A 19,624-nucleotide genomic window follows, 5' to 3' on the forward strand; every position below is an offset into this window, starting at 1 on the left:
TTTAGGGCAAGCGTACGGGCCGTCGCAAGCGCAGGCGCCTCAGGCCCGGTTCGCCGCGAGGTAGGCGCGCCATCCCCCATGGTGAGTGATCTCCGGCGCACCCGCCACGGCGTGCGCCTCGCACAGGAAGCCGGAGGCGGATTGCCCATCCGCCAGCGTGACCTTGCCGATGCCGAGCGGGGCGGGGATCGCGGCCGCGAAGCGCCCGAAGCTCGCCGGATCGAGGGCCCAGATCTCGACCTCCAGGCCCGGCCCCGCGTGACCCGGCTCGCGCAGGAGGCCGGGCTTGGGCGGCACGGTGCCGGGAAGCGCGAAGAGCCGGTAATCGGGCGCGGTCCGGGTGGCGCGCAGGAAGATGGCGCCGAGGTCCTGAAGCTGGTGATTGAGGGCGAGCCCGGTGAGATGGGCGCCGACGACCACGAGGGGGATCCGGTCGTCTTCCGCCGTCGCGACCCGGCTCGCCTCGGGCAGGGCGGCCCGCCGGTCGAGGCCCATCCCGCCGCCGAGGGCGCGATGCAGCGCGTCTGCCCAGGGCGCCAGGGCCTCGTCGCTGAACGCCGGCCCCACCAGGGTGACGCCCGCCGGCAACCCGTCCCGCCGGAAGCCGGCCGGGACCGCGATGGCGGCCATCCCGAGCAGGTTGGCGAAGTTGGTGTAGCGCCCGAATTGGCTGTTGCGGGCGATGGGTTCGGCCTGCATCTCGGCCACCGAATAAATGGTGGGCGAGGTCGGCAACAGCAGCACGTCGAGGCCGGCCAGGATCGTGTCGGTGCGGCGCCTGCACGCCTCGAAGGCGTAGCGCCCCTTGAACGCGTCGACGGCGCTGTAGCCCTTCGCGGACTCGACGATGGCGCGGACATTCGGGTCCATGGCGGCGGCGTGGTCGGCGTGGAACTCCTCGATCGCCGCGAACCGCTCGGCGACCCAGGGGCCGTCATAGAGGAGCGCGGCGATCTCACGGAAGGGCGCGTAGTCGAAGGGCACCGCCACGCCGCCGAGGCGCTCCAGCCGGGCGATGGCGGCGGCGTAGAGCGCCTCCGTCTCGGTATCGCCGTAGAATTCGCGCTCGGCCGGCTCCAGCACGCCGAAGCGCAGGCCGGCGGCGGGCAGGGTCTGGCGGACGGCCCGGCGCGAGAAGGGGTCGGCGGGGTCGAAACCCTCGGCGACGCGGCGCACCGCGATGCCGTCGCCCACGGTGGCGGAGAAGACCGTGATGCAGTCGAGGCTGCGACAGGCCGGCACGAGGCCCGTCGTGCTCAAGGCCCCCGGCGTCGGCTTGATGCCGACGAGATTGTTGAAGGCCGCAGGCACGCGTCCCGAACCGGCGGTGTCGGTGCCGAGGCTGAAGCAGGCGAGTCCGGCGGCCACCGCCACCGCCGAGCCGGAGCTCGACCCCCCGGAGACGTAGTCGGCGTTGAAGACGCTGCGGGGCGCCCCGTAGGGCGAGCGCGTGCCGTTGAGGCCCGTGGCGAACTGGTCGAGGTTGGACTTGCCGGTCACCAGGGCGCCGGCCGCCTTCAGGCGTGCCACCACCTCGGCGTCCCGGTCGGGCGTGTAGGCGAAAGCCGGGCAGGCGGCGGTGGTGGGCAGTCCCGCCACGTCGATGTTGTCCTTGACCGCGAAGGGCAGGCCCCAGAGCGGCAGCGAATTCGGCTGCGGATGGCGCTCCATCAGGTGGCGGGCGGCCGCGACGAGGTCGGCCTTCGAAACCGGCGTGATGAAGATCGCCGGATCGGCCGAGGCGGCCATGCGCTCGGCCACGATCTCCGCGAGCGCGACGGGGTCGAGGTCGCCGGAGGCATAGGCCGCGCGCAGGGTCGCGGCGTCGAGGATGGCGGGCAGCATGGGTTCAGGTCTCCTCGATCATCGCGGATCGGCCGCCGCCGCGCGGCGCGGCGCGGGATTGGTCACTTCGATCGTCCAGGGTGCATCCCCCATGCCGCCGATCGCCGGCTCGTCATCCGCAGGTCCTTCGTGGCCTCGCGAACGTCCGCGAGCGGTACGGCCGCTCTGGAAGAGGCTTCACGTCTGCCAGACGCGCGGAAGCGGCACTCCGCGATAGGCCGTGAGCACCCGCTGGGCGAGGCTCCGCAGGCCATCCGGATCGGGGCTGAGGAAGCGCAGCACGAGGTGCCCGTTCCAGGCGCTGGCGGCGGCCGCGACGCCCTCCGTCGCGTTGGCGTCGAGGATCGCGCGGGCGCGCTCCAGGCGCGCCTCGGCATCGGGCGAGACGTCGAGCAGCGTCGCCATGGCGCGGCCGCCGCCGCCGATGGCCGCGCGTGCGAGTTGCGCCGAAAGTGCACCGTCGAGGTGCACGGAATCCGCATAAACGAGGCGACCGCCGCGCCGGATGCGCCAGGTCTCGAAGAAGCGCCCCCGCGTCATCGGTTCGTTGCGCGCGGTCCGCCCGAAGGTGACCGCCTCGAAGGCGAGGAGCCGGGCGTCCGGGGCGAGGTCCGCCTCGAAGCGACGCTCCAGGGCGGCGTGGTCGAACAGGATCGTCTCCTGCGGCAGGTGGGCGAGGCGGGCGCCGGCCGCGAGCGTCACGCGCGTCTCGACCCGGCTCACCGGGCCGTCGGAACGATAGATCTTCTCCGCCGCCGTGGTGGTGAGGACGAGGTCGGCGCCAGGGGCGACCTCCGCCGTGACGGTGAAGATGTCACCGCAGGCGATGCCGCCGGCGGTGTTGAGGAGGATCGCCTCGCAGGGTCCGGGGGAGTGGCGGGGAATGCGCAGGCGCAGCGGCCCCGCTTCCGCGATGTCGCGGATGCGGGTGTCACGGCCGTCCGGGCAGTCGACGCCGAGGTGGATGCGCCCCCGCGAGCGCTGACGCTCCGGCGCGGTCAGCGCGAAATCCGGACGGTCGGGATGCAGCAAGGCGGCGGCTTCAGGCCGGGCCGGCCGCCACAGGGCGCGCCGGATCCGAACCCCATTCCGACCACGACCCGTCGTAGAGGGCGCGCGGCGGGCGCCCCAGCGTCTCGAGTGCTAGGCCGACGATGGCGGCGGTGACCCCGGAGCCGCAGGTGGTGACGACGGGCTTGCCCACATCGACGCCGTTCTCGGCGAAGACGGCGCGCAGGGATGCCGCGTCCTTCAGGCGCCCCTCGGTCTGGAGCGCGGCGTAATGCACGTTGCGGGCGCCCGGCATGTGACCGGGACGAACGCCGGGGCGGGGGTCCGCCTCCTCGCCGCGAAAGCGGGGACCGGAGCGGGCATCGACGACCTGCGCCGCGCCCGTGTCCAGGGCACGGGCGACGTCGCTGGCATCGGCGACCGCGCCGTGGTCGAGGCGGGCGGTGAAGTGGCGGCGGGCGCGCGGCCGGCCCTCGCCTTCCTCGATCGGGTAGCCCGCCGCGACCCAGGCGGGAAAGCCGCCCTCCAGGATCTCGACGTCGCGGACGCCGAACGTCTGCAGCATCCAGCGCACCCGTGGCGCCGAGAACAGGCCCATGCCGTCGTAGACCACGATATGCGCGCCGTCACCGATGCCGAGCGCCCGCATGCGGGACGCGAAGACCTCCGGGCGCGGCAGGGTGTGGGGCAGGGGCGAGGTCTCGTCGCTCATCGTGTCGATGTCGAAGCGGATGGCGCCGGGGATGTGCCCGGCGAGGTACTCGGCGCGGGCGTCCCGCCCCTGGGCCGGCAGGTACCAGGACGCGTCGAGAATCACGATGTCCGGGGCGCCGAGGCGGGCATGGAGCCATTCGGCCGTGACAAAGGGCGTCGTCGCCATGAGGTTCTCTGTTCGATTGCGCCGGGGATGACCCGGCTGGGAGGCGCGTTCGAGCGGGCGGAGGCCTTCACCAAACCACATCCCGGCCGGTGTTGCACGCCCTGCGGACCATGCCCCCCTGAACAAGCCCGCCCTGGGCGACGTTGGAAGCCGACACGACGCCCAATCGGAGTTCCACCATGCGCCTCGCCACCCTCGTCCTCGCCGCGTCGGCCGCCGCGTTCCTCGCCGGAGCCGCCGAAGCCCAATCCAACCTGCCCGGAAGTGCCGGCGGCAGCGTGAACAATCCCGGGAGCGTGCGCGGCAGCGCCGGAACCACCGGTGGCACGGGCGCCGGCAGCGCGACGGCCGGGCCCGGTGCGGGTGCGGCGCGCAATCCGAACGCGGCGCCGATTCCCACCGCTGGCCGGCCGATGAGCCCAGGCGGGACCGGATCGAGTGCGGCACCGAGCGGCGCCCTGCCGCGCTAGGCGCGGTTCGCTCATCGCGACGAGGCCGGGCGGTTCGCGCCCGGCCTTTTTCGTCGCACCCGGCGTCCGAGCGGTGCCATTCGCGAGCGCGGTGGTTAAGGTCAACCCCCACGATGGAGCCGGACGGAGCCGCCTTGAAGCCGCGCGAGACCTATCACATCGAGGTACTGGCCTCAGAAGACGAAGCCGACGCGCGCGGCGAAGACTTCGTGCGCCAGCGCGTCTCGGTGCGCACCGGCACCGTCGAGGCCGCCAAGGAGCGCGCCCTCACGCTGTTCGCGCGTGCCCGCGCGCCGCAGCGCTCCGGTGCGCCCGCCGAAGCGGTCCGGGTCATCGACGGCGCCGGCACGGAGGTCTTCCGCTGGAGCCGCTTCGACGAGCCGGCCTGACGACGGCGAGACGACCCATGCGCGCCCTCATCCTTCCGCTCCTGTTCGTCGCCTTCGCGGCCTTGTTCGTGCGCAGCTACACGGTGCCTCCGGCCCCCGACCGGCGCGGCGGAACGGTGGTCTCGCTGGCTTGGCCGAACCGGCCGCTGTTCGGCAGCCCGCGCGCCGAATGCCTCGGCATTCCGGAGGGGCAACCGGTGATCGCCTGCCTGATCGGGTCTGTCGCCCGGGCCCGCGCCGACGGCATGCCGCTGCTACAACTCGACTTCTGCGGTACCTGCTACGGCCTCTCCCAGCGTATCGCGACCCTCGGGCGAGACGAAGCCATGGTCCAGGCCCGCCTCGCGGAGATCGGCCGCTTCGGCTGGTGAGAGACTCGGCATGGGTGGGTGGTGAGGCCGCTTCTGAAGAATGGAATCTGACCGGCGGCCGTTCGGCACTGCGCCTCGCAGCTTCCATCGCTTTGATGATGCGTTTCGCATACGCTTTCGCAGCGCAAGACCCTGTTCCCGGCGGTTTGAGCCCAATCGAGGATCAAGCGTCGCCGGTGGTCTCCGCGGCCGCCGCACCATTGTCCCGCCGCGCTCGAAGCCGCTGCCGCCACGCCTTGAGTCGGACATTGGCGGCGGCGCGGATCCGCTCCAGCCGCACCGCGAGGGGAAAGAGCGGATCGCCGCCCTTCGTCTCGACGAGGATATGGGCGAGCGCCAACCGTTCGGTCCAGAAGGTCTCGGGCAAGGTATAGTTCGGAGGCGCGCAGGAATCCGCGCGCGTGATCGCCGTGTCGGCGACAATGGCTTGCGTCAGCCGGTGGAAGGCCAGCGCGCCGGGGGAATGCTTCGCGGCCGCCGCATCGTAGGAGATCTTCAGGCTCCAGAGCTGCCCGCGCGTGATGAAGCTGATCACGGCCGCCAAGGTCCGCCCGTCGCGGCGGAGGCGGTCGATGCGCACGGCCCCGCGGGCACCGAGGCCTAAGACGGCTCCGCGCATCATCGCGACTTGGGCGGGATCGTCCGCGATGGCGGTGCCGCGCCGGCCCTTCCAGCCGCCAGCCTCCAGGGCGATGTAATCGTCGATGGCGGCAGGGAGGTCGGCGGGGTCGCGGATCGTCTCGGTCGTGACCGCGCCCTCGGCGTTCAGCCGGTCCCAGGCCTGCCTGAGCTTTCGCCGCTTCCGGGAGGAGATGTGATCGAGATACGCCGCGCGCGCTGCGAAATCGTGAGCGGCAAGGTCGAGGAAGGCGCGCTCATGCGCCCAGAACCGGGCGTGCCGGAGCCGGTTTCGATCGAGCCAGCCCGACAGGAGGTCGGCGAACGGCCCTCGGGTCGGCACGTGGGTCAACATCAGGCGGGGGCCGACGAGACGGCGCAGGCCTGAGAACAGGCCGTCGAGGGCGCGGGCCGGCTCGGCCGCATCGAGGAGCGGCGCACCGAAGATGCCGAAATCGTGCATCCAGCCCATCGCCAGGATGAGCGGAACGCCCCAGCGCAGGCGCGTCGTCCGTATCGGCCAAGCGCCGAGGAGATGCAGCCCCGGCTCCTCCGGCGCCCGATCACCGACCATGGCGACCTGAACGCCCTGGCCGAAGGCGCCCGCCGCCGGCAGCGCGAAATCGGGATCGTAGAACAGGTTATCGACGAGCGCGCGCCGGCTCAGGTCGCGCCAGGCCTCGACCCAGGGCGCGTTCGCGTCGAGGGGACGTAGCGCCACGACGAGACCGTCCGGAGTCACCACGCTGCGGATTTTGTGGCGGCGCATCAGGCGGCGCGCCGGAAGCGGCGGACCGCCTGATCGGCGAGGCCCAGGATGTTGAAATGCCAGGCCGTGCCGATCGAGACCAGCCCGAGGCAGCCTAGCTTCAGGACGAGCGCGGCGCGCGCGTCAAGCGGCACGGCGTCGAAGCCGGTGAGGACGAGCCCGCACAGGGAAGCGGCGGCCGCGATGAGCGCGACGTCGCGCAGGGGCACCGGCATCCGGCTCCCATCCCGCGCACCGAACAGGAACACGAGGCAGGCCAGCGCCTGCCCGACGACCATCGCGATGGCCGCCCCCTCGACTCCGTAGCGGGGAACCAGCAGCGCCGACAGTCCGCCGATGGCGACGAGCAACGTCACCGAAGCGACGGCATCGAGGTGGCTGGTGCGGGTGAAGTAGATCACCTGCCCGAAGTAGTAGGAGCGCAGCATCTGCAGGATGCTGGCCGCGATCAGCAGGGGCGCGACGCGCAGGGCCGTCCCGCGATAATCCGCCCCGAGGAGGATGCCGACCAGGAGGTCGTCAAAACACAGGAAGAACACCGCCCCGAAAGCCGCGATCACCGTGAGCAGACGCGCGGCATCCTCCAGCACCGGGCGCGCCGCGCCCAAGCCGCCATCGCGGGCCTCGTGCTTGGCGATCGAAATGAGGGAGAGCGCGATGCTGTCGCCGAAGACGACGAAGCTCTGGCGCAGGAAGTCGGCGAACGCACCGTAGGCTCCGAGCTCGGCGACGCCGATGCTGGCCCCGATGATCAGGCGGTCCTAGGTCTGCGCCAGCGCGTCAGCCGCTAAGTAAAGAACCAGCTGCAAGCCATAGTCGAGAAAGCGCCGGGCCTCCCCCCAGTCGCCCGTACCGCGCAGCAGGGTACGGATAGACAGGAGAGCGGGAATCGCCGCCAGCAGGTTGGCGGTGGCGGTAGCGAGCAGCAGGCCGAGGGCACCGCCCCCGGCGAGAAGGGCGGTGCTGCCGAGCGTCAGGACCAGCACGGCGCGCAGCACGATCGCAAGGGCGACGGCGCCGACCTCCAGCCGGGTCCGCGCGATCTCGGCCGCTCCCTCGAAGACCATCATTCCGAACACCGCCACGAGGATGCTGACGGCCACCCGAGGCGCCACGAGCCCGGCTGCGGCGGCGGCGATGGCAACCAGCGCCGCGATCAGGACCATGCCGCCGAGGAGGCGCACTACGGTGCCGACCTGGGGTGCGGCCCGCTCCTCGGTATAGAGGGCGAAGAACGAGAATTTCGGCCACTGGCAGGTCGCGCTGTAGAGGACGAGGGCCCAGGACAGCACGAGAAGGTAGAATCCGAACACGTCCGTCGGCGCGAGGCGTGTGAACACCGCCAGCGCCGCCATGTTCAGGGCCGCAGCGAAGCCCCGTGAACCCACATAGGTAAGGGTGTGCCGCGCGATCATGAATCCCCAGGGCACAACCAGCCCCACCGGTCCCTCCGGCGTCGTGGGATTGCGGTAGCACGCCAGTGTTGCCGACGCGTCAACGGCTTCGTCTTACCCCGGTCAGCTCGCACCCCTGGTAGATCGACAACGAGGCCTCATGCACGCCATGCATGGTGCCTACGCCGCATCCGGTTGGGCCGGCACCCTTGATTGACTTCGCAAGCGCGAAAGCCCATATCGCACATGCAGCGTCAGCGGCCGTCATGGTTCCGCTTGAGAGGGCTGCGTGACGGATCGCTGGATCGCTTCTGCGGGCCCCGTGCGACCTGAGCCCCTCTCTTCAACGTGCATGCACCCGGACTGCCCCCGCACGCGGGCGGCTCCAGCTCAACGGACCGGCCACCTCTTCCAACGACGATCCTGTTCATGAGGTCGTCCGGCACGGTCCCGCTGCCTGAAAGTTACCCCTTGACCCAATTCACCGATTTCGGACTCGCCCAGCCCGTGCTGCGGGCGCTGGAAGAGGCCGGCTACAAGAGCCCGACCCCGATCCAGGCGCAGGCCATCACCCCGGCCATGCAGGGACGCGACCTCTGCGGCATCGCCCAGACCGGCACCGGCAAGACCGCCGCCTTCGCGCTGCCGATCCTGCACCGCCTCGCCGAGACCCCGCGCAAGGCGATCCGCCGTGGCTGCCGCGTGCTGGTGCTCTCGCCCACCCGCGAACTCGCCAACCAGATCGCCGAGAACTTCTCGGATTACGGGAAGTACCTTTCGTTCACCAACACCGTGGTGTTCGGCGGCGTCACCATCTCTCGCCAGGAGAAGGCGCTGGCCAACGGCGTCGACATCCTGGTCGCGACCCCCGGCCGCCTCATGGACCTCATCGAGCGCCGCTCGCTGACCCTCGAGGCCGTCGAGATCCTCGTCCTCGACGAGGCCGACCAGATGCTCGACCTCGGCTTCATCCACGCCCTCAAGCGCATCGTGAAGATGCTGCCGAAAGAGCGCCAGAGCCTGTTCTTCTCGGCCACCATGCCCAAGAACATCGCCGGCCTCGCCGACCAGTACCTGCGCGATCCCGTCCAGGTCGCCGTGACCCCAGTGGCCACCACCGCCGAGCGGGTGAGCCAGGAGGTCATCTTCGCCCATACGGGCGCCAAGCAGGCTCTCCTCAACCACATCCTGCGCGATCCGAAGATCGAGCGCGTGCTCGTCTTCACCCGGACGAAGCACGGCGCCGACCGTGTCGTGCGCGGCCTTGAGAAGGTCGGCATCGCCGGCTCCGCCATCCACGGCAACAAGTCCCAGCCGCAGCGCGAGCGGGCGCTCGCCGCCTTCAAGGACGGCTCCTGCCGGGTGCTGGTCGCCACCGACATCGCGGCGCGCGGCATCGACGTCGAAGCCGTGAGCCACGTCATCAACTACGACCTGCCGAACGTGCCGGAGAGCTACGTCCACCGCATCGGCCGCACCGCGCGCGCTGGCGCCAATGGCCTCGCCATCTCGTTCTGCAACGACGAGGAGAAGGCCTACCTGCGGGACATCGAGCGCACCACGCGCCAGAAGATCCCCGTGGGCGCCTTCCCCGAGGGCTTCACGCCTCCGTCCCGCCAGGAAGCGGCGGACAACGCCCAGGCCGAGGAGCGTCGCCCCGCACCGCAGGGTCAGCGCCCCGGCCAGCGCCAGGGCCAGCGCCCCAGCAGCCGTCCAGGTGGCCGTCCCGGCCAGGGCCGTGGCTTCGAGGGTCGCGGCGGTGAGAACCGTGGCGGCGCCGGCCGTCCGAGCCGTCCCGACGGCGCCGCCCGTCCCCAGGAAGCGCGGTCTGAGCCCCGCGGCGAGCGTCGTCCGAGTGGCCCGTCCGAGAACCGGGCCGAGCCGCGCGGCGAACGTCCCCGCGCTCCGCGCCCGCAGGGCAGCGGCGAAGGCCGCGCGATCGGCTGGCTGGATCGCGGCCCGCGCTCCTGATCGCGGCGACGACCTGATCTGAGACCACGCCGTCCCGGTTCGCCGGGGCGGCGTTTTCGTATCGGTGCGCCGGTCATGAACCGGGGGCATTGCCAAGACGCCGGGGCATGCCATCTGAATGACGGCCGGACCCCGTGTCCGGTTTCATCGGAGTGACGGCGATGCGGTTTGAAATCTACCGGGATTCCGCCGGCGGCTGGCGCTGGCGCCTGCGTTCGCAGAACGGAAACGTGATCGCCGATTCCGCCGAGGCCTATGTCCGCCGGGAGGATTGCGAGCACGGCATCGGACTCGTGAAGGCGAGCGCCGCCGCCTCCACCGTGGACATGACCCTGAAGATCGCCTGAGCCGGCCGCGCTTAAGCATGCGTTGACCAGCCTGTCACGGCTCGGCGATGATCCCGCAACGCTTTCGGCGTTCGTGCGTTTGCTGCGACCGGGCCTCTCCGACGAGCGGGCGCGGGACGTCGAATTTCGACAGATTCCAGGGAGTTGAGAACGTGCTGAGGAAACTCGTGTTGGCCGCGCTTCTGGCCCTAGGCTTTGCCGCCACGGCGCCGCAGGGCGCCTCGGCCGCCCCGATCGGTCCCGCCCTCGCCCTTCAAAGCGAGGCCGCGCCGGCTGCCGTGCAGACCGTGCAGTATTACGGCTACCGTCGCCGCTTCTATGGCCCGCGCCGTTTCTACGGCCCGCGTCCGTTCTATGGCCGCCGCTACTACGGCCCGCGTCGCTTCTATGGCCCGCGTCCCTATTACGGCCGCCGGTTCTACGGCCCTCGCCGCTTCTACTGAGACCCCGCTGATCGCCTCGCGAGAGGCGTGATCGTACCGCCGGCCCGGCTCTCGTTGACACGAGGGCCGGGCCTCTTCGTTTTCAGGCACTAAATTTCCTGATTTTGCCTGGGAAACGACCAGAACATGCGGTAAGTTGCCGAAAGGAAGACGGCGCGCGTCAGATCGCGTCGCTCCGGAGGAACGCTCATGTTCGCCATCGCCGCACGCTTCGCGCCTCCGCGCGAAGTCTGGGAGACGATCCCGCTCGAACTGATCGTCTCGGTCCTCGCCGTAATTCTCGCCGGTGGCCTGAAGGCTGCGGGCGTGATGCCCTGACGGCAATTGCAATGGGTGGGCGGACAGACTGCCGTGCGCCTATGGTGATGCCCCGGTCGAGTGGCCGGGCGACGGGAAACGAGTGACATCATGGCAGAGACGGACGGCACGAGAGTTCCAAGCGGCGAACTCGCGGTGCGCACCATCGCGATGCCGGCCGATACGAACGCCAACGGCGACATCTTCGGCGGCTGGGTCATGTCGCAGATGGATCAGGCCGGCGGCATCGCGGCGGTCGAACGCTCGCAGGGGCGGGCGGTCACGGTCGCGGTGGATGCGATGACCTTCATCCGCCCCGTGCGGGTCGGCGACGTGCTCTGTGTCTACACGCGCATCGAGCGGGTGGGCCGCACGTCGATGAAGATCGCCGTCCAGGCCTGGGCCCGTCGCTTCCGCACACAGATGCGCGAACAGGTGACGGAAGCGACGTTCACCTTCGTGGCCATCGACGACGAAGGACGTCCGCGCCCCATCGAGCAGGACCAGCCTTCGAATCGATAGTCAGGCGTTGGGCGCGGCCACCTTCTGGCGCAGGCCCGTGATCACCGCCTTCAGGATGTCCGCGTCGGCGTTGCTGCTGCCCATGCAGCGCACCGTCTCGATGCGCTCGTGCACGAAGGACAGCTTGGCGATCACCGCCGGTGTCAGCTTGAACGGGAAGAGCGCGGGCTGGCCCATGCTGCGGCTCAGGGAATTGACCGCGTAGGTCAGCGGCAGCCATGTCTCCACGATTCGGCTGAAATCCGACATCCGGTAGGGATCGAAATCGATCACCACAGGCTCGGCGGGGCCGTGACGCAGGCGCGGGCGCACGTGCATCTCGAACGTGCTCGCCGTCTCCAACGTGTCGACGATGTGCAGGTACTGCGCCCAGGTCTCGGCGAAATCCTCCCACGGATGGGCGGTCGCATAGGCGCTGACGAAGCTCTCTTCCCAGTTCGGCGGCGCGCCTTGGGCGTAGTGGCGCTGGAGCGCGCCCGAGTAGTTGATCCGCTCGTCCCCGAACAGAGACCGGAAGGTCCAGATGCTCTGGTCGTAGCGCACCAGGACGTTCCAGAAGTAATGCCCGATCTCGTGCCGGAAATGCCCGAGCAGGGTTCGGTAATACTCGCCGAACAGCATTCGCCGGCGCTCACGCTCGACGTCGTCGGCCTCGGCGATGTTGAGGGTTATGAGGCCGCTGCGATGGCCCGTCAGAACCGGCGGCCCGATCTGGTAGCTCTCGGACGGATCGACGAGAAAGTCGAAGGCGAGGCCGGTCGTCGGGTTCTCGTCCCGCGTCATCAGGGGCAGGTCGAGGCGCAGCAGCGAGTAGAACAGCCGATGCTTGGCCGCCTCGATCTGACGCCATCGGGTCAGGTTCCAGCCGATCGAGAGATCCGGGACCACGCGATTGTGCCGGCAGGTGACGCAGTAGCGGTTCGGAGAATCCTCCGGCACCAGCCAGTTGCAGGCATCGAAATGAGCGTTGGCGCAGAAGCGATACTTGCGGGCTGGGTTCGCGTAGGCGTGCCAGACGCCGCCAACGGGTTCCAGAGCCGACATCTCGTGGATGTCGCTGGCGTAGCCAAGCCGGCGCTCGCAGCTCTCGCAATGGGTGCTCTCGAAGCTGATCGGCTGGTCGCAAGCCTGACACTGGAAGATCTTCATGGAGCCGTCGTGGGACGCCTTTCCTGTCGCTGTGAAAGCCGCGCAGAGCGTTGCATAGCACACCGCCGGTGAACGGACTGCCCCCCGTGGACGCGTCCACCGTCGAACCGATGCGCCTCAGCATGCCAAAGTGCGTGTCGCGGGCGAAGTTCCGGCCGCCGGTGTGCAGCGGGGGGTCGGTTGCAGGGTGCATGAAACTTGCAAGCCGATGAGCATCCGGATGCGTCTCGGCTGCCCGCGCCGGGAGCGACCGGACGCCGCGAACAACCACAAGGCCGTTGCCCGCAAGGGCATCGCGCATGGGGCCCGGTTCGCGTATGTCATCGTGAAGCTTGCTCCGGGACACCGCAGGGCGGTGCCCGGTTCCTCCGCAACCGGTGCGTGCCTCGTCGCACGCCCGGCGCCCTGTCCAGATACAGCGGGAGCCCCCGTGTCGATCAAAGCCGCCCTGCATCACGTCACGCACTACACCTATGACCGGCCGATCGCGCTCGGCCCTCAGGTGATCCGCCTGCGCCCGGCGCCGCATACGCGCACCGCCGTGCCGGCCTACTCGCTGAAGGTCCTGCCGGAAAACCACTTCATCAACTGGCAGCAGGACCCGAACGGCAACTGGCTCGCCCGTCTCATCTTCCCCGAGAAGACAACCGAACTGAAGATCGAAGTCGATCTCACCGCCGACATGTCGGTGATCAACCCGTTCGACTTCTTCGTGGAGGACTACGCACAGGTCCGCGGCTTCACCTACGCGGAGGATCTGACCGCCGAACTGAAGCCCTACCTCGTTCTCGACGAGGCGATGGCGCCCGAGGTCGACGCGTTCCTGGAGCGGTTGCCCGGCGAACAGAACACGGTGCTGTTCCTCGTGGCGCTGAACGCGCAGGTGGCGCAGGAGATCACCTACGGCGTGCGCATGGAGCCCGGCGTTCAGAGCGCCGCCGAGACCCTGACCCTAAAGAGCGGCTCCTGCCGGGACTCGGCCTGGCTGATGGTGCAGATCCTGCGCCGCCTTGGCATGGCCGCCCGCTTCGTCTCGGGCTACCTGATCCAGCTCGTTCCCGACACCACCGCCGTGGACGGCCCGGCCGGCACCACGACCGACTTCACCGACCTGCACGCCTGGGCCGAGGTCTACCTGCCGGGTGCGGGCTGGATCGGGCTCGACGCCACCTCCGGCCTGCTCTGCGGCGAGGGCCACATCCCGCTTGCCGCCACCCCGCACTACGCCTCCGCCGCCCCGATCTCGGGGCTTGCCGAGCCCGCGAAGGTCGAGTTCGGCTTCGAGATGTCGGTGACCCGCGTGGCGGAAGCCCCGCGCATCACGAAGCCATTCTCCGAGGAGGTCTGGGCCGCGATGGACGCGCTCGGCGAGCGCATCGACGTGGACCTGTCCGCGCAGGACGTGCGCCTGACCATGGGCGGCGAGCCGACCTTCGTCTCGGTCGACGACTTCGAGTCCGCCGAATGGAACGCCTCCGCCGTCGGCCCGACGAAGCGGGGCCTCGCCGACAAGCTGATCCGGCGCCTGCGCACCCGTTTCGCGCCGGGCGGCATGCTGCATTACGGCCAGGGCAAGTGGTACCCGGGCGAGAGCCTGCCGCGCTGGGCCTTCGCCCTCTATTGGCGCCGGGACGGGGTACCAATCTGGAAGGATGCCGCCCTCATCGCGCCCGAGGACGGTGCGCGCGACGCGAACATCCACAACGCGAAGGACCTCATCGATGGCGTCGCCCGGCGCCTCGGGCTCGGCGCCTACGTGTTCCCGGCCTTCGAGGACCCGGTTTACTGGGGCGAGAAGCGTGACGACCTGCCGGTCAACGTCACCACCGCGGAGCCGCACTACCCGAACCCGGAGACGAATGCCCGCATGGCACGGGTGTTCGAGCGCGGCCTCGGCGAGGCCGCCGGTTACGCCCTGCCGCTGGCGAGCCTGCCCACCGGCAAGGACGGCGATTCCGATCGGCTCTGGATCTCCGAACCCTGGGAATTCCGGCGCGGCCACGCCTTCCTGACCCCCGGCGATTCGCCCGTGGGCTACCGCCTGCCGCTCTCCTCGCTGCCCTACGTGGCGCAGGAGCACTACCCCTACTACCAGCCGCAGGACACGCTGGAAGCGCGCGACGCCCTGCCCGAAGGGCATCCCGGCACCAAGACCGTCAACGGCTCCGGCGTGATGGGTGTGGCCGTGCGCACCGCCTTCGCGGTGGAGCCGCGCGACGGGGTGCTCCACGTCTTCATGCCGCCGCTGCAGCGGGTGGACGAGTACCTCGAACTCCTCGGCCACCTGGAAGACGCGGCCGCCGAGCTGAAGCTGACCCTGCATATCGAGGGCTACGAGCCGCCCTTCGACCCGCGCCTGAACGTCATCAAGGTGACCCCCGATCCCGGCGTGATCGAGGTCAACGTGCATCCGGCGCCCACCTGGCGCGACGCCGTCCGGATCACCAGCGACCTCTACGAGGACGCCCGGCAGATCCGCCTCGGGGCGCAGAAGTTCATGACCGACGGACGCCACACCGGCACGGGCGGCGGCAACCACGTGGTGCTCGGCGGCGCGACGCCGAACGATTCGCCGTTCCTGCGCCGGCCCGACCTGCTGAAGAGCCTCGTGCTCTACTGGCAGCGCCACCCGGCGATGTCCTACCTCTTCGCCGGCCTCTATATCGGCCCGACGAGCCAGGCCCCGCGCATGGACGAGGCGCGACACGACGGGCTCTACGAGCTCGAGATCGCGATGGCGCAGGTGCCGAAACCCGACGAGCCCAACATCCCGCGCTGGCTCGTGGACCGCATCTTCCGCAACATCCTCGTGGACGTGACGGGCAACACCCACCGCTCCGAGATCTGCATCGACAAGCTCTACTCGCCGGACGGACCCACGGGCCGCCTCGGGCTGCTCGAATTCCGTTCGTTCGAGATGCCGCCGGACCCGCGCATGAGTCTCGCCCAGCAGCTCCTGCTGCGCGCCATCGTGGCCTGGCTCTGGCGCGAGCCGCAGACGGGAGGCTGTGTCCGCTGGGGCACGGGCCTGCACGATCGCTTCATGCTGCCCCACTTCCTGTGGGCCGACTTCGTCGGCGTGCTGGAAGACCTCCGGGCCGCCGGCTACGACTTCGACCCGGCGGCCTTCGTGGCGCAGCGCGAGTTCCGCTTCCCGGTCTTCGGGACGGTGGAGCAGGGCGGCGTGAAGCTGGAGCTGCGCCAAGCCCTCGAACCCTGGCACGTTCTGGGCGAGGAGGGCGCGATCGGGGGAACGGTGCGGTACGTGGATTCGTCGGTGGAACGGCTGCAGGTGAAGGTCGAGGGCTATGTCCCCGGCCGGCACATCATCGCCTGCAACGGGCGGCGCCTGCCGATGACCGGTACCGGTGTCGCCGGCGAGGCGGTGGCGGGCCTGCGCTTCAAGGCGTGGCAGCCGGCCTCGTCCCTGCACCCGACCATTCCGGCCCATTCGCCGCTCACCATCGACATCCTGGATGCCTGGAGCGGACGCTCGCTGGGTGGGTGCCGCTACCATGTCAGCCATCCGGGCGGACGCAACTACGAAACCTTCCCGGTCAACACCTACGAGGCCGAGGGGCGGCGTCTCGCCCGCTTCCAGGCCCATGGCCACACCCCGGGCCGGATCGCGATGCCGCCGGAGGAGACCAACCGCGAGTTCCCGATGACGCTCGACCTGCGCACGCCGGCACCTCCGGGCTACACGCCCCAATGAGCGAAGCGGCCGAAGCGGAGGTCCGGGGACGGGCCGAGCGCCTCGCGCGCTGGACCTCCGCCTACAGGCCGCAGGCCGGGGTGCCGGACGAGTTCATGGATGCGGAGGGCCGGACCAAGGGGGCCTGGCCGCGCTTCCTCGACCGTCTCGGCGACCTCGACGAAGCGGAGATCGGCACCCGCTTCGTCTCGGCGGTGCGCCGGATCCGGGACACCGGGATCTCGTACCGGATCTACGGCGACAAGCGCGACCATGCCTGGCCATTAGGGTCTCTGCCCCTCGTCATCGAGCAGGCCGACTGGGAGACCTTGAGCGCCGGCATCATCGAGCGCGCCGGGCTCATGGAATCGATCCTGGCCGACGTCTACGGCGCGGGGCGTCTCGTGGGCGAGGGTCTGTTGCCGGCGGCCGTCGTCGCGGGCAGCCCGGAATTCATGCGCCCCCTCGTGGGCGTCGCCCCCCCGGGCGGGCGCTACCTCAAGCTCTACGCGGCGGACGTGACGCGCGGGCCCGACGGGCGCTGGCGGGTCCTGGCCGACCGGACGCAATCGCCCTCGGGGCCGGGCTACGCGCTGGAGAACCGCCTCGTCCTCACCCGGGCCTTTCCGGATCTCCATGCCGACCTGCAGGTCGAGCGCCTCGCCGCCTTCTTCCAGGCCCTTCGCGACGGGTTGGCGGCGGGGGCCGAGCGCAGCGATCCGCGCATCTGCCTGCTGACCTCCGGCGTGTTCAGCTCGACCTATGTCGAGCAGGCGGCGCTCGCCCGCTACCTTGGCCTGTTGCTCGTCGAGGGCGACGACCTCGTGATGCAGGACGGCGCCCTGCACATCCGCACCGTCTCCGGCCTGAAGCGCGCCGACGTGCTATGGCGGCGTATCGATTCCGACTACGTCGATCCCCTCGAACTCAACCCGGCCTCGCGCCTCGGGGTGCCCGGCCTCGTCGAGGCCCTGCGCAACGGCAGCCTCGTCGTCGGCAACATGCCCGGCTCGGGGCTGCTCGAGTCGGGCGCGCTCGCCGCCTACCTGCCGGGCATCGCCCGAAGATTGCTCGGCACCGACCTCCAACTCGCAGGTCCGAAGACGTGGTGGTGCGGCGATCCGGACGCCCTGGCCGAGGTTCGCGACAACCTCGATACCCTGAGCCTGCGGCCGGTGGCGACACCGCCCAAGGGAGCGGTCCGGGACGCGATCCTGGCCCCCCACGCCCTCGACGCCGAGCGCGACCGGCTGCTCTCGGCCCTGCGCGACCGCCCCTTCGACTATGTCGCCCAGGAAGCGATGCCGCTCGCCACCATGCCGGCCTGGGACCGGACCGGCGGCACCCTCAAGCTGGTGCCGCGGCCCTTCGTGCTGCGGGTGTTCGCGGCGGCGACGGCCGACGGATGGCGCGTGATGCCGGGCGGCTTCTGCCGGATCTCGGAGCGGCCCGACGTCGAGCCGCTGGAGATGCGCGCCGGCATCAAGTCCGCCGACGTCTGGATCCTGTCGCGCGATCCCGTCGAGGCGGTCACGCTGATCCAGCCGGGCTCGGCCCGGGTGCGCCGCATCGCCGGGCACCTGCCGTCGCGGGCCGCCGACAACCTGTTCTGGTTCGGACGCTACGTCGAACGGGCGGAGGCGGTGATCCGCCTCGTCATCGCGCATCTCGGCAGCGTCGGCTCGGCTGTGATCGCCGACATGGCGGGTGACGCCAAGGCGCCGACGGCGCTTCGCATCCGCGCGCTCCTCGACGAGTGGGGCGCCATCGAGGCGCCGGACCTGCCCACGGCGGCCCTGGCCCAGCAGGCGCTGAGCGGGCCGGACGCCTATGGCTCCGCCCTCCGCCACAGCCTCTCGGCCCGGGCCAACGCCGCCACCTTGCGCGAACGCCTCTCAGGCGAAGCGTGGCGGGCATTGGCCGACCTCAAGGACCTCTTGGAGATCGATCCGGCTCAAGGTCTGCCCGAGGCCCAGCTTCTCGGCCTCGCGGAGCGGGCGCTCAGCCACATCGCGGCCCTGTCGGGGTTGGCCCAGGAGAACATGAACCGCACCGCCGGCTGGCATTTCGTCGATCTCGGCCGGCGCATCGAGCGGGCGATCAACACCTGCGCCTTCGCCACGCGTTTCGCCGGCGATGCGGCGACCGCCGAGGATCTCGGCGTGATGCTGTCGCTCTGCGATGCCCATGTCTCGTTCGGCGCGCGCTACCTCCAGGGCGTCGCCCTCGACCCCGTGCGCGACATGGTGCTCCTCGACCCCTTCAACCCGCGCTCGGTGGCCTTCCAGGTGGAGGCGATCGCACGCCATCTCGGCCAGTTGCCGGTGCTGCGGGCCGACGGCCTTCCCGAGCCGCACCAGCGCCTCGCGGCCAAGCTCGCGGCGGAGTTCGCCACCGGCGAGGCGGCGGAGTTCGACGGCGCCGCCCTGACCCGGCTGGAGAACGAGGTCGAGCACCTCGCCGACGCCATCGCCACCCGCTACTTCCCCAACGGGCCGCACGCCCTGCGCCCCGAAAAGCTCGTGGGTCTCGCGTGATCTACACGCTGCGCCATCTCACCACCTACCGCTACGCCCGCCCCGTGCGCTTCGCGCGCTGCGCCCTGCGCCTGCGCCCTCGCGACGGCGAGGGCCAGACGGTGCTCGACAGTTCACTCACCATCAGCCCCGAGCCGGGCACCCGCGTAGTGCGGCGCGACTATTTCGGCCTCGACGTGGTCTGCGTGACGATCGATGCGCCGCACACCGAGCTGCGGGTCGAATCCCTGTCGCGGGTGCGGGTGGAGCGCGACCCGCTGCCCGCGCCGGAATCCGGGCGTCCCTGGGAACAGGTGCGTGACGCGGCCGTGACCGGACGGGGCCTCGGACCGGAGCGCCCCGTGCATTTCCAGTTCCCGAGCGTGCGGGTGCCCCTGGTGCCGGTGGTGACGGATTACGCCCGGCCGAGCTTCCCGCCCGGCCGCAGCGCCTATGGCGGAGCATTCGACCTGATGCGGCGCATCCGGGCGGACTTCAAATTCGATTCGAAGGCCACCAGCGTGCACACGCCTCTGGCCGAAGCCTTTGCGCTCCGGGCCGGCGTCTGCCAGGATTTCACCCACATCATGATCGCGGCCCTGCGTGGCCTCGGCCTGCCGGCCGCCTATGTCAGCGGCTACCTGCGCACGATCCCCCCCGCCGGCCGGCCGCGCCTGCGCGGGGCTGATGCGAGCCACGCCTGGGTTTCGGTCTGGTGCGGGGACGGCTGGATCGGCCTCGACCCGACCAACGGGATCGGCATGTGCGACGACCACATCGTGGTGGCGCGCGGGCGCGACTACACCGACGTCTCGCCCATCGACGGGATCGTGTCCTCGTCCGGGCCGCAGAAGCTCAAAGTCGAAGTCGACGTCATTCCGGATGGCGAGCCCATGCCGGAGCATTCCACGACGCCCGAGACCGCCTCCGCCTGAACG

At 70.4% G+C, this 19,624-nt stretch carries 18 protein-coding genes; 11 read left to right on the top strand and 7 right to left on the bottom strand.

Features of this window, described 5'->3' with window-relative positions:
* Window positions 1-39: 39 nt before the first annotated feature.
* The 3 genes from atzF to sseA form a co-directional block, all read right to left on the bottom strand.
* Window positions 40-1,845, bottom strand: a complete 1,806-nt coding sequence (gene atzF / locus JWQ05_RS01120) for an allophanate hydrolase (protein WP_299653142.1) — start codon at window positions 1,843-1,845, stop codon at window positions 40-42.
* 177 nt (window positions 1,846-2,022) lie between these two features.
* Window positions 2,023-2,877 carry an urease accessory protein UreD gene (locus JWQ05_RS01125; RefSeq protein ID WP_299653145.1) on the bottom strand — a complete coding sequence of 285 codons (855 nt, stop codon included), beginning with the start codon at window positions 2,875-2,877 and terminating at the stop codon, window positions 2,023-2,025.
* 10 nt (window positions 2,878-2,887) lie between these two features.
* Window positions 2,888-3,736: a 3-mercaptopyruvate sulfurtransferase gene (gene sseA / locus JWQ05_RS01130; protein WP_299653148.1), complete on the bottom strand. Its 849-nt coding sequence runs from the start codon at window positions 3,734-3,736 to the stop codon at window positions 2,888-2,890.
* A 179-nt stretch (window positions 3,737-3,915) separates the two neighbouring features.
* Here sseA and JWQ05_RS01135 point away from each other — a divergent pair, with 179 nt between their 5' ends.
* The 3 genes from JWQ05_RS01135 to JWQ05_RS01145 all read left to right on the top strand — a co-directional run bounded on the left by JWQ05_RS01135 (window position 3,916) and on the right by JWQ05_RS01145 (window position 4,966).
* Window positions 3,916-4,206, top strand: coding sequence for a hypothetical protein (locus tag JWQ05_RS01135; RefSeq protein WP_299653151.1), 291 nt, complete (start codon window positions 3,916-3,918; stop codon window positions 4,204-4,206).
* Between the two features lie 113 nt (window positions 4,207-4,319).
* Complete coding sequence (locus JWQ05_RS01140; RefSeq protein WP_299653154.1) at window positions 4,320-4,595, top strand: hypothetical protein; 276 nt, start codon at window positions 4,320-4,322, stop codon at window positions 4,593-4,595.
* A 17-nt stretch (window positions 4,596-4,612) separates the two neighbouring features.
* Window positions 4,613-4,966, top strand: a complete 354-nt coding sequence (locus tag JWQ05_RS01145) for a hypothetical protein (protein ID WP_299653157.1) — start codon at window positions 4,613-4,615, stop codon at window positions 4,964-4,966.
* A gap of 163 nt (window positions 4,967-5,129) precedes the next feature.
* Here JWQ05_RS01145 and JWQ05_RS01150 read toward each other — a convergent pair whose 3' ends face one another.
* The 3 genes from JWQ05_RS01150 to JWQ05_RS01160 all read right to left on the bottom strand — a co-directional run bounded on the left by JWQ05_RS01150 (window position 5,130) and on the right by JWQ05_RS01160 (window position 7,795).
* Entirely contained in the window at window positions 5,130-6,353 is a 1,224-nt protein-coding gene (locus tag JWQ05_RS01150) for a GNAT family N-acetyltransferase (protein WP_299653159.1), read from the bottom strand.
* Window positions 6,353-6,961 (bottom strand): polysaccharide biosynthesis C-terminal domain-containing protein, encoded by a 609-nt coding sequence (locus JWQ05_RS01155; RefSeq protein ID WP_299653162.1) that lies wholly within the window; start codon window positions 6,959-6,961, stop codon window positions 6,353-6,355. The genes JWQ05_RS01150 and JWQ05_RS01155 overlap by 1 nt, the downstream gene beginning before the upstream one ends.
* 153 nt (window positions 6,962-7,114) lie before the next feature.
* Window positions 7,115-7,795 (bottom strand): hypothetical protein, encoded by a 681-nt coding sequence (locus JWQ05_RS01160; RefSeq protein WP_299653165.1) that lies wholly within the window; start codon window positions 7,793-7,795, stop codon window positions 7,115-7,117.
* A 423-nt stretch (window positions 7,796-8,218) separates the two neighbouring features.
* On the opposite strand from JWQ05_RS01160, the gene JWQ05_RS01165 reads away from it, so the two are divergent.
* From JWQ05_RS01165 to JWQ05_RS01185, 5 genes are all read left to right on the top strand, one after another.
* Window positions 8,219-9,718: a DEAD/DEAH box helicase gene (locus tag JWQ05_RS01165; protein WP_299653168.1), complete on the top strand. Its 1,500-nt coding sequence runs from the start codon at window positions 8,219-8,221 to the stop codon at window positions 9,716-9,718.
* 161 nt (window positions 9,719-9,879) lie between these two features.
* On the top strand, window positions 9,880-10,065 hold the full coding sequence (locus JWQ05_RS01170; protein WP_299653171.1) for a DUF1508 domain-containing protein: 186 nt from the start codon (window positions 9,880-9,882) through the stop codon (window positions 10,063-10,065).
* Window positions 10,066-10,217: 152 nt separating this feature from the next.
* Window positions 10,218-10,508 (top strand): hypothetical protein, encoded by a 291-nt coding sequence (locus JWQ05_RS01175; RefSeq protein WP_299653174.1) that lies wholly within the window; start codon window positions 10,218-10,220, stop codon window positions 10,506-10,508.
* Window positions 10,509-10,697: 189 nt separating this feature from the next.
* Window positions 10,698-10,826 carry a hypothetical protein gene (locus tag JWQ05_RS01180; protein ID WP_299653176.1) on the top strand — a complete coding sequence of 43 codons (129 nt, stop codon included), beginning with the start codon at window positions 10,698-10,700 and terminating at the stop codon, window positions 10,824-10,826.
* Window positions 10,827-10,916: 90 nt separating this feature from the next.
* Complete coding sequence (locus JWQ05_RS01185; protein WP_299653179.1) at window positions 10,917-11,327, top strand: acyl-CoA thioesterase; 411 nt, start codon at window positions 10,917-10,919, stop codon at window positions 11,325-11,327.
* Here JWQ05_RS01185 and JWQ05_RS01190 read toward each other — a convergent pair whose 3' ends face one another.
* On the bottom strand, window positions 11,328-12,476 hold the full coding sequence (locus JWQ05_RS01190; protein WP_299653182.1) for a putative zinc-binding peptidase: 1,149 nt from the start codon (window positions 12,474-12,476) through the stop codon (window positions 11,328-11,330).
* A gap of 430 nt (window positions 12,477-12,906) precedes the next feature.
* On the opposite strand from JWQ05_RS01190, the gene JWQ05_RS01195 reads away from it, so the two are divergent.
* Genes JWQ05_RS01195 through JWQ05_RS01205 form a run of 3 tightly spaced genes read left to right on the top strand, consistent with a single transcriptional unit; the run spans window position 12,907 to window position 19,621 of the window.
* Window positions 12,907-16,191 (top strand): DUF2126 domain-containing protein, encoded by a 3,285-nt coding sequence (locus JWQ05_RS01195; RefSeq protein ID WP_299653185.1) that lies wholly within the window; start codon window positions 12,907-12,909, stop codon window positions 16,189-16,191.
* Window positions 16,188-18,707, top strand: coding sequence for a circularly permuted type 2 ATP-grasp protein (locus JWQ05_RS01200; protein ID WP_299653188.1), 2,520 nt, complete (start codon window positions 16,188-16,190; stop codon window positions 18,705-18,707). The genes JWQ05_RS01195 and JWQ05_RS01200 overlap by 4 nt, the downstream gene beginning before the upstream one ends.
* On the top strand, window positions 18,704-19,621 hold the full coding sequence (locus tag JWQ05_RS01205; protein ID WP_299653191.1) for a transglutaminase family protein: 918 nt from the start codon (window positions 18,704-18,706) through the stop codon (window positions 19,619-19,621). Before JWQ05_RS01200 ends, JWQ05_RS01205 begins: the two co-directional genes overlap by 4 nt.
* Window positions 19,622-19,624: the final 3 nt, after the last annotated feature.

Origin of the sequence: Methylobacterium sp. (assembly GCF_028290105.1) — a bacterium.
Taxonomy (GTDB): Bacteria; Pseudomonadota; Alphaproteobacteria; order Rhizobiales; family Beijerinckiaceae; genus Methylobacterium.

Excerpts from the sequence above, each read along its gene's own strand:
- JWQ05_RS01200 (WP_299653188.1), top strand. The coding sequence starts at position 16,188 with ATGAGCGAAGCGGCCGAAGCGGAGGTCCGGGGACGGGCCGAGCGCCTC.
- JWQ05_RS01140 (WP_299653154.1), top strand. The coding sequence starts at position 4,320 with ATGGAGCCGGACGGAGCCGCCTTGAAGCCGCGCGAGACCTATCACATC.
- JWQ05_RS01135 (WP_299653151.1), top strand. The coding sequence starts at position 3,916 with ATGCGCCTCGCCACCCTCGTCCTCGCCGCGTCGGCCGCCGCGTTCCTC.
- JWQ05_RS01145 (WP_299653157.1), top strand. The coding sequence starts at position 4,613 with ATGCGCGCCCTCATCCTTCCGCTCCTGTTCGTCGCCTTCGCGGCCTTG.
- JWQ05_RS01170 (WP_299653171.1), top strand. The coding sequence starts at position 9,880 with ATGCGGTTTGAAATCTACCGGGATTCCGCCGGCGGCTGGCGCTGGCGC.
- JWQ05_RS01185 (WP_299653179.1), top strand. The coding sequence starts at position 10,917 with ATGGCAGAGACGGACGGCACGAGAGTTCCAAGCGGCGAACTCGCGGTG.
- JWQ05_RS01190 (WP_299653182.1), bottom strand. The coding sequence starts at position 12,476 with ATGAAGATCTTCCAGTGTCAGGCTTGCGACCAGCCGATCAGCTTCGAG.
- sseA (WP_299653148.1), bottom strand. The coding sequence starts at position 3,736 with ATGGCGACGACGCCCTTTGTCACGGCCGAATGGCTCCATGCCCGCCTC.
- JWQ05_RS01180 (WP_299653176.1), top strand. The coding sequence starts at position 10,698 with ATGTTCGCCATCGCCGCACGCTTCGCGCCTCCGCGCGAAGTCTGGGAG.
- JWQ05_RS01150 (WP_299653159.1), bottom strand. The coding sequence starts at position 6,353 with ATGCGCCGCCACAAAATCCGCAGCGTGGTGACTCCGGACGGTCTCGTC.
- atzF (WP_299653142.1), bottom strand. The coding sequence starts at position 1,845 with ATGCTGCCCGCCATCCTCGACGCCGCGACCCTGCGCGCGGCCTATGCC.